The sequence below is a fragment of the Sphingomonas sp. genome, from assembly GCF_048594985.1.
Classification (GTDB): domain Bacteria; phylum Pseudomonadota; class Alphaproteobacteria; order Sphingomonadales; family Sphingomonadaceae; genus Sphingomonas_I.
This window is the reverse complement of sequence record NZ_JBMDXG010000118.1, coordinates 1-13,000: the sequence shown is the minus strand read 5'-3', so window position 1 is coordinate 13,000 and position 13,000 is coordinate 1. Positions and strand designations below refer to the sequence as shown.

The 13,000-nt window shown below is 68.7% G+C and carries 14 protein-coding genes; 7 read left to right on the top strand and 7 right to left on the bottom strand.

Going from position 1 to position 13,000, the window contains the following annotated elements:
* The 3 genes from ACOJSF_RS04365 to glmS all read right to left on the bottom strand — a co-directional run.
* The coding region (locus tag ACOJSF_RS04365; protein WP_420141007.1) for an LON peptidase substrate-binding domain-containing protein at positions 1–691 on the bottom strand (691 nt) is incomplete at its 3' end.
* Between the two features lie 64 nt (positions 692–755).
* Positions 756–1,709, bottom strand: coding sequence for an aspartyl protease family protein (locus ACOJSF_RS04360; RefSeq protein WP_420141006.1), 954 nt, complete (start codon positions 1,707–1,709; stop codon positions 756–758).
* Positions 1,709–3,532: a glutamine--fructose-6-phosphate transaminase (isomerizing) gene (gene glmS / locus ACOJSF_RS04355; RefSeq protein WP_420141005.1), complete on the bottom strand. Its 1,824-nt coding sequence runs from the start codon at positions 3,530–3,532 to the stop codon at positions 1,709–1,711. Before glmS ends, ACOJSF_RS04360 begins: the two co-directional genes overlap by 1 nt.
* Positions 3,533–3,677: 145 nt before the next feature.
* Here glmS and ACOJSF_RS04350 point away from each other — a divergent pair, with 145 nt between their 5' ends.
* Positions 3,678–4,673 (top strand): GGDEF domain-containing protein, encoded by a 996-nt coding sequence (locus ACOJSF_RS04350; protein WP_420141004.1) that lies wholly within the window; start codon positions 3,678–3,680, stop codon positions 4,671–4,673.
* Positions 4,670–5,167, top strand: a complete 498-nt coding sequence (locus tag ACOJSF_RS04345) for a GAF domain-containing protein (RefSeq protein WP_420141003.1) — start codon at positions 4,670–4,672, stop codon at positions 5,165–5,167. The genes ACOJSF_RS04350 and ACOJSF_RS04345 overlap by 4 nt, the downstream gene beginning before the upstream one ends.
* A 5-nt stretch (positions 5,168–5,172) precedes the next feature.
* On the opposite strand, the gene glmU is transcribed toward ACOJSF_RS04345, so the two are convergent.
* Positions 5,173–6,510, bottom strand: coding sequence for a bifunctional UDP-N-acetylglucosamine diphosphorylase/glucosamine-1-phosphate N-acetyltransferase GlmU (gene glmU, locus ACOJSF_RS04340; RefSeq protein WP_420141002.1), 1,338 nt, complete (start codon positions 6,508–6,510; stop codon positions 5,173–5,175).
* Between the two features lie 45 nt (positions 6,511–6,555).
* On the opposite strand from glmU, the gene gph reads away from it, so the two are divergent.
* The 5 genes from gph (at position 6,556) to ACOJSF_RS04315 (ending at position 10,952) form a co-directional block, all read left to right on the top strand.
* On the top strand, positions 6,556–7,224 hold the full coding sequence (gph, locus tag ACOJSF_RS04335) for a phosphoglycolate phosphatase (protein ID WP_420141001.1): 669 nt from the start codon (positions 6,556–6,558) through the stop codon (positions 7,222–7,224).
* Between the two features lies 1 nt (position 7,225).
* Positions 7,226–8,275, top strand: coding sequence for a sensor histidine kinase (locus ACOJSF_RS04330; protein WP_420141000.1), 1,050 nt, complete (start codon positions 7,226–7,228; stop codon positions 8,273–8,275).
* Between the two features lie 70 nt (positions 8,276–8,345).
* Complete coding sequence (gene phoU / locus ACOJSF_RS04325; RefSeq protein ID WP_420140999.1) at positions 8,346–9,050, top strand: phosphate signaling complex protein PhoU; 705 nt, start codon at positions 8,346–8,348, stop codon at positions 9,048–9,050.
* Positions 9,051–9,055: 5 nt separating this feature from the next.
* Positions 9,056–9,754: a phosphate regulon transcriptional regulator PhoB gene (gene phoB / locus ACOJSF_RS04320; RefSeq protein ID WP_420140998.1), complete on the top strand. Its 699-nt coding sequence runs from the start codon at positions 9,056–9,058 to the stop codon at positions 9,752–9,754.
* A 64-nt stretch (positions 9,755–9,818) separates the two neighbouring features.
* A complete protein-coding gene (locus ACOJSF_RS04315; RefSeq protein ID WP_420140997.1) occupies positions 9,819–10,952 on the top strand; it encodes a hypothetical protein in 1,134 nt (377 codons plus the stop codon).
* On the opposite strand, the gene ACOJSF_RS04310 is transcribed toward ACOJSF_RS04315, so the two are convergent.
* The 3 genes from ACOJSF_RS04310 to ACOJSF_RS04300 form a co-directional block, all read right to left on the bottom strand.
* The gene (locus tag ACOJSF_RS04310; protein WP_420140996.1) at positions 10,933–11,271 is read right to left on the bottom strand and encodes a DUF2794 domain-containing protein; all 339 of its coding nucleotides are present in this window, start codon (positions 11,269–11,271) and stop codon (positions 10,933–10,935) included. The two genes, ACOJSF_RS04315 and ACOJSF_RS04310, sit on opposite strands and share 20 nt — an antisense overlap.
* Positions 11,271–11,966 (bottom strand): serine O-acetyltransferase EpsC, encoded by a 696-nt coding sequence (gene epsC / locus ACOJSF_RS04305; RefSeq protein ID WP_420140995.1) that lies wholly within the window; start codon positions 11,964–11,966, stop codon positions 11,271–11,273. Before epsC ends, ACOJSF_RS04310 begins: the two co-directional genes overlap by 1 nt.
* A 70-nt stretch (positions 11,967–12,036) precedes the next feature.
* On the bottom strand, positions 12,037–13,000 hold a 964-nt coding region (locus ACOJSF_RS04300), incomplete at its 5' end, for an SGNH/GDSL hydrolase family protein (protein WP_420140994.1).

Here is a 13,000-nt window from a genome sequence, read left to right as displayed (position 1 = left end):
CCTTGAGCTGCTCGTTGAGATAGTATTCGCGCTGCGTCTTCTCCATCTGGCGCTTCACGCGGCTGCGGATCTTCTTTTCGACCTGCAGCACGCCGAGCTCGCCCTCCATCAGCGCGAACGCCATTTCGAGCCGCTTGAGCGCGCTCGGTTCGACCAGCATCGCCTGCTTGTCGGCCACCTTGACCGCGATATTGCCCGCGATCGCGTCCGCCAGCCGCGCCGGCTCCTCGATCGCCGCAAGCTGGCCGGGCAGATCGTCGGGCAGCTTCTTGTTGAGCGCGGCATAACGTTCGAACTGTTCGACCAAGGAGCGCATCAGCGCCTTGGTCTCGTCGCCCGCCTCGCTCTCGTCATCGCCGAGCAGCGCGACCGTCGCCACGAGGTGCGCGCCGGAGCCGTCGAGATCGATCATGCGTCCGCGCTGGCGCCCCTCCACCAGCACGCGCACCGTGCCGTCGGGCAGCTTGAGCAACTGAAGCACGCTGGCGGTGACGCCGACATCGTAAAGCGCGCTGGCGTCGGGATCATTTTCGGCCGGGTCGAGCTGCGACACGAGGAAGATCGTCTTGTCCGCGCCCATCGCCGCTTCGAGCGCGGCCACGGATTTCTCGCGGCCGACGAAGAGCGGGACGATCATCTGCGGGAAGACGACGATGTCGCGGAGCGGAAGGACGGGGAGCGTTTCGGTCATGGTCCCAACCATATGGGGAGGACGTCCGTCCGATCAACGCGCCTTTTCGTCGCATGTCGCTTCCTCATCCGCGCCGAAGGACGAAGCGGATCCTGCGGTTGCGAAAATCGAGACTGACGCGCCGGAATGACTGCATCACGTCGGTGCCGAGCAGGACGGCGGGCTGGGTCGCGAGCCCGAACAGCGCGAACGGCGCGACGTCGGCGAAGGCCACCGGCAGATTGTGCATTACGATCCCGCCGATCCTCACCTCGGGCAGGACGACGAGGTCGGCGCGCACCGTCTCGCCCGTGACCGCCAGCATGTCGACCGAACGCAGCGGGAGCTTGCGCGACACCACCTTGGCCCGCAGCGCCGAATTGCCGATCGTCACCTCGGCGCCCGTATCGATCACGGCGGCCAGCGCGACTCCGCCAACGCTGGCCTGCGTCAGGATGAGCTGGCCTTTGCGGCGTCGCGCGGTCACGACCACCTCGTCCATGCGCGAGGTCACGATTTCGGGCGTGCGGGTATCCTGGACGGTGATCGTCTTTTTCTCGAAATCGAGTGTCAGCCGCTGCCCGGCGAGCGCGTCGATGCCCACCAGCCCCTGCGCGCCGAGATGGATTTCGGGCAGAGCGGGCGCGGCAAGATCGCGCATTTCGGTCGCGCCGATCGCCAAGCGGTCGATCGCGACCGTGTCGATCCGCCGGGGCGCACCCATACTGTGCAGTGTCACGCTCTCGCCCGGCGGAAGTCCGAGCCGCGCCGCCAGCGCGGTGCCGATCACCGTGCGGTCGGCGCCGCTGTCCACCACGAAGCGGAACGGCCCCTGCCCGTTGATCCGCACGTCGATCGCCATCCGCGTCTCGACGGCGCGCGCCGCGACCTCGTCCCCCGTCACCTCCAGCGACTCGTCGATCGTCGCGGGCCGGATGAACGCGCTGCCGCCGTTCGCCGGCTGGACCGGAACCGGGGTCTGCGCGCGCACCGGCATGGCAATGGCCAGCAGCGCGAGCGGCAGGCCCCGGCCCCGCATCACTCCACCGTCACGCTCTTGGCGAGATTGCGCGGCTGATCGACATCGGTGCCCTTCAGCACCGCGACATGGTAAGCCAGCAACTGCACGGGAATGGCGTAGACCAAAGGCGCGATCAGCGGATGCACGCTCGGCATGGCGAGCGTGGCGATGCAGCCCTCGCCCGCCGCCGCGACCCCTTCGGCATCGGAAATGAGGAGCACGCGGCCGCCACGCGCGCTGACTTCCTGCATATTGCTCACCGTCTTGTCGAACAGCGGGCCGGACGGCGCGATCACGATCACCGGCACGGCATCGTCGATCAGCGCGATGGGGCCATGCTTCATCTCGCCGGCGGCATAGCCTTCGGCGTGGATGTAGCTGATCTCCTTGAGCTTGAGCGCCCCTTCCAGCGCCAGCGGGTAATCGGGCCCGCGACCGAGATAGAGGACATCGCGCGCATCCGCGATCATCGCCGCGACCCCGCGGATCGCATCGTCATGACCGAGCGCTTCGTTCAGCGCGGCGGGCGCCTCGCCCAGATGCTCGACGATCGCGCGCACTTCCCGGCCGTCGAGCAGCCCACGCGCGCTGGCGAGGTTGGCGGCCAGCGCCGCGAGTACGGCGAGCTGGCAGGTGAACGCCTTGGTCGAGGCGACGCCGATCTCTGGCCCGGCATGCGTCGGCAGGACGAGGTCCGCCTCGCGCGCCATCGTGCTGGTCGGCACGTTGACCACGGCGGCGATCCGCTGCCCTTCCGCCCGCGCATGGCGCAGCGCCGCGAGCGTGTCGGCGGTCTCGCCCGACTGGCTGATGAACAGCGCCAGCCCGCCCGGCTCCAGCACCGGCCGGCGGTAGCGGAATTCGCTCGCCACATCGATGTCGACGGGCACGCGCGCGAACTGCTCGATCCAATATTTGGCGACCATGCCCGCGTAGAAACTGGTGCCGCACGCGACGATCGTCACGCGGCGCACCCCGGCCAGGTCGAACCCCTCGATCGGCAGCGCGAGCTCCCCCTCCAGCCGGCGGAGATAGGAACGCAGCGTCTGCGCGACGACGATCGGCTGCTCGTAAATCTCCTTCTGCATGAAATGGCGATGATTGCCCTTGTCGATCATCGCGCCGGAGACGCCCGAGAGCGTGACTGGCCGCTCGACCGGATTGTTCGCCACATCGAAAACCTGCGCGCCTTGGCGCGTGATGACCACCCAGTCCCCTTCCTCCAGATAGGAGATGCGCTGGGTCAGATTGGCAAGCGCGTGCGCGTCCGATCCCAGGAAGGTCTCCCCCTCGCCATAGCCGACGACCAGCGGCGAGCCGAGCCGCGCGCCGATCAGCATGTCGGGCCGGTCGCGGAACAGGATGGCGAGCCCGAACGCGCCGTGCAGCCGCTTGAGCACCGCGCCCACCGCCGCGACCGGATCGACCCCAGCCTCGACCTGCTCGGAAATGAGGTGCGCGACCACCTCGGTATCGGTCTGCGACGTCATCGTCCGGCCGCGCGCGATCAGTTCGTCGCGCAGCGGGCGGAAATTCTCGATGATGCCGTTGTGGACCAGCGCGACATGCTCGGTCGCGTGGGGGTGGGCATTGTCCTCGGTCGGCGCGCCGTGCGTCGCCCAGCGCGTGTGCGCGATTCCGGTCGTGCCCGCCAGCGGCCGCTCCGCCAGCACGCCGGCGAGATTGTCCAGCTTGCCGGCCGCGCGGCGGCGATCGATCGCGCCGTCGTGGACCGTCGCGACCCCGGCTGAGTCGTAGCCGCGATATTCCAGCCGCCGCAGTCCGCCGAGCAGGCGGCCGCTGACCTGATCCCCGCCGACGATCCCGATGATCCCGCACATATGGCGTCGTTCTTCCTTCCTTCGCGACCATGCGACTAGCCGTCTGGCCCGCCGCTGAACAGCCGGGCGCGAGACTTACCCCCCGTTAACCGACGGGTTCTAACAAAGGGCAGGAGTCGCTGCCGTGCTATACCCGCCGCCCCAATTGAGCCCCACCTCGCAGGTGCTGGCGCGCGTGCTGAGCGCTACTTCGGGCTGGAGCCGCGCGAGGGCGTGGGCGGTGACGGCCCTCGCGGTGGTCTGTGCGCTCGTGGTCGAGGCCATTACCGCGGTTCATCTCAGCCTGCTGCTCTTCTATTTCCTGATCTGCGCCTTCGCCGCATGGACGCTGGGGGAGCGGCAGGGCCTGGCGGTCGCCGCTGTCTGCATCGTCGGGGCGACCGTCATCACGCATATCCGCTCGACCATGCCCGGGGAGCATGCCCTGCCGTTCGGCACCGTGGTGTGGAACATGTCGGTGCGCTGGCTGTCGGCCAGCCTCGTCGTCTCCGTGGCAAGCGGGCTGCGAACCGCGCTGGCGCTGGAACGATGGCGCGCGTCGATCGACAGCCTGACCGGGGTGCTCAACAAGTCCGCCTTCCTCGGCCGGCAGCGAAGCGTCGTGGGCCGCGCACTCGGGGAAGGGCGCGTGCTGCTGCTCTGCTATCTCGATCTCGACGGGTTCAAGCAGGTGAACGACCGCTACGGCCATTCTTTGGGCGACGACGTGCTGCGGACGTTCGCGACCGAGGCGCAGGCGGTCGTGCGCGACGGCGATCTTTTCGCCCGGATCGGAGGCGACGAGTTCGTCGGCCTCCTCACCGTCCGCAACCACGACCAGGGCGATCATGTCGCAACGATGGTGCATGTCCGCCTTTCGCGCATCCTCGACGATCTCGGCCTCGGCGTGGCCTGCAGCATGGGAGCGCTCATTTTCGAGCCGCCGGCCTCGGGGTCGCTCGACGAGGCGCTGAAGCTGGCCGACGCCCTGATGTACGAGGTCAAACGTTCGGGGAAGAACGCGCTGCGGATCGGGCATGTCGACCTGCGGACACTTCCAACCGAAATGGCGGAAGTTGCTGAACTTTCTGAATGCCCGGACGTATGCGATGCCATAGAGCATGGTAGCGTAGCTGTACCGCCCGGACGGAGGTCAGCATGACATTGAGATTCTTTTCCCCCGCCCCCTATCCGGCGGAGGAAGAGGAACGGCAGAAGGCGGTCGAGCTGTCCGGCGTGCTGCGTCGTGGCGGCGACCGTCACCTACAGGAGATCGTCGAGCGGGCGGCGCAGCGTTTCCATGCGCCGATCGCCGCCATTTCGATCATCGACCGCGATCGCCAATGGTTCGTCGCCAAGACAGGCGTCGAGACCGAGGAGACGCCCCGCGCGGTCTCCTTCTGCGCGCATGCGCTCCATCGGCCAGGCGAGCCTCTGCTGGTCCAGGACGCACGCAAGGACCAGCGTTTCCAGGGCAACCCGCTGGTGACGGGCGCGCCGCACATCCGCTTCTATGCGGGCGTGCCGCTGGTCGACCGGACCGGCTATACGCTGGGCGCGCTGTGCATCATCGATCGGTCGCCGCGCCCCGAAAAGGTCGACCTGTTCGAACTGTCGCTGCTCGCACGCGAGGCCGAACGCGAGATCAATCGCTAGCGCCGTCAGCCTTTCCGCTTCGCCCGAAAGCGGGTGGCCCAACCGTCCCGGGTTTCCTGCACGCCGCGTGCGACGGCGAGCGCGCCGGCGGGCACGTCGCGCGTGATCACCGATCCCGCCGCAACCATCGCCTCGTCCCCGATCGCGACCGGCGCGACCAGCGCGCTGTTCGACCCAACGAACGCGCCCGCGCCGATCCGCGTCGGATATTTGCCGAAGCCGTCATAATTGCAGGTGATCGTGCCCGCGCCGATATTCGCGCCCGCGCCGATCTCGGCATCGCCCAGATAGGTCAGGTGATTGGCCTTCGCGCCCGCGCCGAGCCGCGCCTTCTTGATCTCGACAAAATTGCCGACATGCGCGGCAGCGCCGATCTCGGCACCCGGGCGGAGCCGCGCGAATGGGCCGACGATCGCCCCCTCGCCTACTTGCGCGCCTTCGAGGTGCGAGAAAGCATGGATCTTGACGCCATCCGCCACCGTCACGCCGGGCCCGAACACGACGTTGGGCCCGATCGTCACGTCGCGGCCAACATTTGTGTCCCACGCGAACCACACCGTTTCGGGCGCCTGCAGCGTCGCGCCATCGGCCATCGCCCGCGCGCGTCGCGCGACCTGCCACGCCGCTTCGACCTGCGCGAGTTCGGCGCGGCTGTTGACGCCGGCGACCTCGGCCGGATCGGTTTCGATCACCGCCGCCCGCCGCCCGTCGGCCAGCGCCAGCATGACGATGTCGGGCAGATAATATTCACCCGCCGCATTATCGTTGCCGACCCGGTCGAGCAGCGGCCACAGATCGGCCGCGCGGACCGCCATCAGCCCGCTGTTGCACAAGGTCTCGGCACGCTCCTCGGGCGAGGCATCCTTATATTCGACCATCTTCGCGATCCGGCCGTCGCGGGCAATGATCCGGCCATAGTGGAGCGCGTCGCCCGGACGGAAGCCGAGCACGACCGCAGCTGGTTCGTCCCCCTCATGCAGCCGCGCGACCATCCGCCGCATCGTTTCGGCCGAGACCAGCGGCACGTCGCCATAGAGGATCAGTACGTCGCCCGCGAAGCCGGCCAGCGCCGGCTTTGCCTGCAGCACGGCGTGGCCGGTGCCGAGCTGCTCCGCCTGCGTCGCGAGCGTCGCGCCGAGCGGCGCGGCGAATGCCTCGACCTGCTCACGGCCTGCGCCCGTGACGATCACCGTCCGCGCAGGCCCCAGCGCGCCGACCGCGTCGAGCAGGTGCCCCAGCATCGGCCGACCGGCGACGGGATGGAGCACCTTGTGCAGCGACGATTTCATCCGCGTGCCCCTGCCCGCGGCAAGGATCACGGCGGCCAGCGGCGTGTCGGTCATGTCACGGCTTTGCCATGTTCGGTCGGCACACGCTACAGCCGAGCCATGGCCGACTTCCCCTACGATCTCGTCATCTTCGACCTCGACGGCACGCTTGCGGATACCGCGCCGGATCTGACCGCCGCGCTCAATCACGCGCTGGTGGCGCTCGGCCGGCCAGCGGTGCCGGCGGAGGATGTCCGGCACATGGTCGGTCACGGCGCGCGCGCGCTGCTGCGCAACGGCCTGGCCGCGACGGGTGAGGTGAACGAGGCGCTGATCGATCAGGGTTTCCCGATATTTCTCGCTTATTATCAGACGCATATCGCCGACAGCACCAACGCGTTCGAAGGCGTGGAAACGGCGCTTTCGGCGTTGGAAGCACGGGGTGTGCGGCTCGCCATCTGCACCAACAAGCTGGAGGGGCTGGCGCGGCAACTGGTCGACGCGCTCGGCTGGGGCGCGCGGTTCGACGTCATCGTCGGCGGCGACACGCTGCCACAGCGCAAGCCAGATCCCGCGCCGGTGCATGAGACGATAGCGCGTGCCGGCGGCGGCCGCGCGGCCTTCGTCGGCGATTCGATCAACGATGTCGACGCCGCGCACGCCGCCGGGCTTCCCTGCGTGGCGCTGACCTTCGGCTTTTCCGATCGTCCGCCCGAGCAGCTTGGGGCGGACGTGCTTATCGACCTTTTCGACGCGCTCGTGCCCGCGCTCGAGCGGCTCGGCGGCTGACATGGCGTTCGGGCGCTTCGGCCGGCTCGGCGCGGGACCGATCCCGGACGGCAGGCCGCCGCCGCCCGACCCGACCCAGCATCTGATCGAGGCGCTGCACGAGCCCCTGCTGGTGGTCGACGGCTACCACATCACCCACGCCAACGCGGCGGCGCGCGCCTTGCTGGGCGAGCATATCGTCGGCGATTACGTCCGCCTCGCCATCCGCCACCCGGCCGCCGCCGCCATCATCAGCGGCGACGAGGAGGGACCGGTCGCGCTGACCGGCCTCGGCGGGCATGACCGCATGTGGGAGCTTTCGGCCGGCACGATCCGCAAGGGGCAACGCCTGCTCCGCCTCACCGATCGCAGCGCGCAGCGCGCGGCTGAGCGGATGCGCGTCGACTTCGTCGCCAATGCCAGCCACGAACTGCGCACGCCGCTCGCGGCGCTGATCGGCTTCATCGAGACGCTGGAGGAGGCCAACGGCCCGCAGGACGCGTCCACCCGCCTGCGCTTCCTGTCAATCATGGATGGCGAGGCGCGCCGGATGCAGCGCCTGATCGACGATCTGATGTCGCTGTCGCGGATCGAGGCCGATCGCTACTCGGCACCGAAGGACCGCATCGACATCGCCCTCGTCCTGCACGACGTGGTGCAGGAACTCGGCCAGACCCGCCGCGACGGCACGCGCCTGCAATGCGAGATCGACAACGAGATCATGGCGACCGGGGATCGCGGGCAGGTCCACCAGATGTTTCACAACGTGCTCAGCAACGCCTTCAAATATGGGCGCGAAGGCACGCCGATCCACGTCACGCTCCGTCGCGCGGGCAGCCGCGCGCTGCTCACCGTCCGCGACGAGGGCGACGGCATCGCGCCCCAGCATCTGCCCCGCCTGACCGAGCGCTTCTACCGCGCCGATCCGGGCCGCAGCCGCGCGATCGGGGGCACGGGCCTCGGCCTCTCGATCGTCAAGCATATCGTCGAGCGGCATCGCGGCCGGCTCGATATCGCCAGCACGCTCGGCACCGGCACCACGGTGCGGATCGAGCTTCCGCTGATCCCGTAAAGACTGTCATAATCGCATTGTCATAAAAGTTACGCGCTGATGCAGCATGGGCGCGACTGGGAGTTTTGCGATGGCGACGAGCGGTCACACGATCAAGGCATTCGACGAGGATCTGGCCGAACTGCGCGCGCTCGTGGCGGAAATGGGCGGACTGGCCGAGGCGGCGATCGACGAAGCGGTCAAGGCGCTGGTCCGCCGCGACCTCGACGCCGCCGCGCGGATCGTCGACGAGGATCGCCGGATCGACGCGATGGAAGCCGACCTTGAGCTTCGCGCCGTGCGCCTGATCGCGCTGCGCGCGCCGCTGGCGGACGATCTGCGCGAGGTGCTCGCCGCGCTCAAGATCGCCAACGTGATCGAGCGGATCGGCGACTATGCCAAGAATATCGCCAAGCGCGTGCCCCTGCTCCACGACGTGCGCGACATCGATCCGATGGCGATCCTGCCGCCGATGGGCCGCGCCGTTTCGGAGATGATCCACGACGTGCTCGACGCCTATGCCGCGCGCGATGCCGACATGGCGGTCGAGATCAGCCGGCGCGACCAGCTGGTCGACGACCTGTACAACAGCCTGTTCCGCGCGCTGCTGACCTACATGATGGAAAATCCTTCCAACATAGGCGCTTCGACGCATCTGTTGTTCATCGCCAAGAACCTGGAACGGATCGGCGACCACGCCACCAACATCGCCGAGATGATCTATTTCGCGGCGACGGGCACGCAATTGACCGAACGGCCGCGCGGCGCGGACCCGATCGCGCCGATAGAGGACTGACACATATGGCGGGCGCACGGATCCTGCTGGTCGAGGACGATGCCGCCCTCGCCGAACTGCTCGAATGGCACCTGACGCGTGAAGGGCATCAGGTCGAACAGACCCCCGACGGCGAGGAAGCCCTGCTGCTCGCGGCCGAGGCAGCGCCCGACATCGTCCTGCTCGACTGGATGATCGAAGGGCTTTCGGGGATCGAGGTGTGCCGCCGGCTGCGGCGCGTGCCCGACACCGCCAACGTGCCGATCATCATGCTCACCGCGCGCGGCGAGGAGGAGGATCGCATTCGCGGGCTGGAGACCGGAGCCGACGATTACGTCACCAAGCCCTTCTCCCCGCGCGAGCTGGTGGCGCGCGTCAATGCGGTGCTGCGCCGCGTCCGCCCCGCGCTGGCAGGCGAGCGGCTCGCTTATGGCGGGATCGAAATGGACCTGGGCGACCATAAGGTCCGCCGCAACGGTCAGCCGCTCGCGCTCGGGCCGACCGAATTCCGCCTGTTGCGCCACTTCATGGAGCATCCCGGCCGCGTCTTCTCGCGCGAGCGCCTGCTCGACTCCGTATGGGGCCGCGACAGCGATATCGAGCCGCGCACGGTCGACGTCCACATCCGCCGCCTGCGCAAGGCGATCAACCTCGACAATCAGCCGGACCTCATCCGCACTGTCCGCTCGGCCGGCTATGCGCTTGATTCCGAAGGCGTCGCCTGACGTCGACAAGTGTACTACCTATGCAATACGGGCCGTGCTAGACTCCGCGTGAGGAGACGGCCGAATGTATAGCGAGTCCGATATTGAGGCGGCGGTCGCGTCCGGCGCGATCACGCCGCAGGCCGCCGCCGCGCTGCGCAACAGCGTCGCCGCGACCCGTGCCGCGCCTGCGGTCGACGAGGAGAGCTTCCGCCTCATCACCGGCTTCAACGATATCTTCGTCTCGATCGCCGCGATCCTGCTGCTGGTGGCGGTGGGCTGGATCGGCAGCGCGATTGGAGGCACCTTGTTCCCCGCGCCGGTCCTGGCCGACGGCAAGGCGACACAGGCCGAGATCGACCAGATCCGCCACAATCTCGCGGCGGCGGGAAGCGCCGCCGGACTGGCGATCGCGGGGGCGAGCTGGCTGCTCGCCGAATATTTCACGCGTCTCCGCCGCATGGCGCTGCCCAGCATCCTGCTGCTCCTCACCTTCGTGCTCGGCGTCGGGGTCACCGTCTCGGCGCTGGCCGGCAATTCGGCCACGCTCGACCTTTCGACGCAGCCGCTCGTCGCGGCGCTGGCCGGACTCATCACGGCGGGCGCGGCCTTCCTCCACTGGCGGCGTTTCCACGTCCCGATCACGATCGCCGCGCTGACGCTGGCACTCGCCGCGACGCCGGTCAGCCTCGTGCTCGCCGCGCTCCCCACCGCGCGCGAGGCGTCCTTGGGCGTGCTGCTGCTCGCCGGGATCGCGATCTTCGCCTTCGCCATGTGGTGGGACATGTCGGATCGGATGCGCCAGACGCGCCGGTCGGACGTGGCCTTCTGGCTGCACCTCGCCGCCGCGCCGGCGATCGCGCATCCGGTGTTCAACCTGCTCGGCGTGGTCGATCGGGATGCGGGGGTCGCCACCGGGCTGACGGTGATCCTGCTCTACGTCCTGTTCGGCATCGTCGCGCTCGCGATCGATCGGCGCGCCTTGCTCGTCTCCTCGCTCTTCTATGTGCTGTTCGCGCTGGCGAGCCTGTTCGAAAAGGTCGGCGCGGTCAGCCTGAACGTCGCGCTGACGGCATTGGTGATCGGTTCGGCGTTGCTGCTGCTCTCCGCCTTCTGGCACGGCGCGCGGCGGCTGGTGGTCGCGCGGCTGCCGGCCGGCCTTCAGGCGCGGCTGCCCGCGCTCGATCGGCCGCTGTCGGTTACGCCTCGACCAGCTTGAGCAACTTGCGCTCGACCGGGGCGAGCACCGGGCCAAGCTCGTGCCCGCGCTTCAGCACCACGCCGCTTTCGCCGATCAGCGCCCATTCGCCCTGACGCGCCCGGAGCGCGGGGCGCTTCTCGATGCGGTATTCGGGGCGCTCGGCCGCGCGGCGGAAGCAGGCGAAGCTTGCCGCATCCTTGCCGAACTGGATCGCGTAATCGCGCCAGTGCCCCGCCGCGACCATCCGTCCGTAAAGATCGAGGATACGCATCAATTCGGTCCGCTCGAACGCCACCTGGCGCGGGGCGGGCGCCGGAAAGGGCGTGACGACCCCCATCAGGCGGTCTGGCGATCCGCATCGTCGGCGCGTGCGCCGTCGCGTTCGTCGATCAGCTTGGCGAGCTTGCCGCGCAACGTCTCGACCTCGCACTTCAGCAGTTCGAGCTGCTGTGTCGCCGGATCGAACCGCTCGCTGCACGGCGTCCCGTAAGGGATGAAGGCGTGGTAGCTCTGCGCGTCGGTCAGCGTCGGGCGCGCGGGGATGCCGATCATCGTGGCACCTTCGGGCACGTCGCGCGTCACGACCGCGTTCGCGCCGATCCGCGCCCCCTGTCCCACCACGATCGGGCCGAGCACCTGCGCGCCCGAACCGATGATCGCATCGTCCTGGATCGTGGGATGCCGCTTGCCCGCGACGCCATCGGCGGGGTTGGTGCCGCCGAGCGTGACGTTCTGGTAGATGGTGACGTTGTCGCCAATCTCGGCCGTCTCGCCGATCACGACAAAGCCGTGGTCGATGAAGAAATGCGCGCCGATCCTGGCGCCGGGATGGATATCGATCGCGGTCAGCATGCGTGAGATATGGTTCACCAGCCGCGCGAGGAAGAACAGCTCGCCGTTGAACAGCCAGTGCGCCACGCGATGCAGGCCGAGCGCCAGCACGCCCGGATACAGCAATATCTCCCACCGCGATCGGGGCGCGGGGTCGCGCGCCTTGATCGAATCGAGATAGGCGATCAACTCGCGCTTCATCGTGGCGTCACTCCCTGGAGCTTGGCGATCTGGGAACGCCCTGCCCGAAATATAAGTGTCATATCACGCTTTAGCGGAACAGCCCCAGGTCGACCGCGTCCGCCATCGCCTGATAGCCCGCATCGCCCGGATGGAGATGATCGCCGCTGTCATAGGCGCCCGCCATCTTGAGCGGATCGGCCTTGTCGGCGGTGGCGCGATCGAAATCGATCACCCCGTCGAAATTGCCGGGGGCGCGGATCCAGGCGTTGACCGCCTGCCGCACGCGATCCGGCTCCGCCCCGTAATAGCCGGCGCCCTTGTAGGGCAGGATCGTCCCGCCGATGACCTTGATGCCCTTGTCGTGCGCGCGATCGATGATCTGGCGATAGACGCCGATGATGGTCTCGGCGGACGGGAGGGTCTGGCCCGCGCGCGTCGCGTTGCCGAGGTCGTTGACCCCTTCCAGCACCACCAGGTAGCGGACGTTCGGTATCGCCAGCACGTCGCGATCGAGGCGCGCCAGCGCCGACGGCCCGGCGCCGTTCGCCAGCAGGCGATTGCCCGAGATCGCGGCATTGGCGACGCCGAAGCGGACGCCGCCCGCTCTCTCCAGCCGCGCGGCGAGAAAATCGTGCCAGCGCCGATCGGCATCGACCGTCGCCAGCGCGCCGTCGGTGATCGAATCGCCGAACGCCGCGATCGTCCCCTTGGCGGGCCCGCCGGTCACGTCGACGGCGCTCAGGATGTAGCGCCGGGTTGAGGTGCCGACGGGGGTCAGCACCGCCGCGCCGGTCTGGTCACCGCGCGCGACCTGCGCGGTCGCGACGCCCAGCGCGTGGTTGGTCGTGCCCGCCAGCCCGCCCGGCACATGGATGCTCACGAGCAGCCGCGCGCGCTCCGGCACCGGCAGCGCGACAGGATCGCTGACGAGCGGGGCAAGCGCGGGGATCGTCGCGCTCCCCTTGCCCGCGAAGGTGACGACCCGATCGGTGCCCGGCTGAACCTTCCCGTCGGGTCCAGCGAGCGCGACGCGCACCGCGCCGATCGCCAGC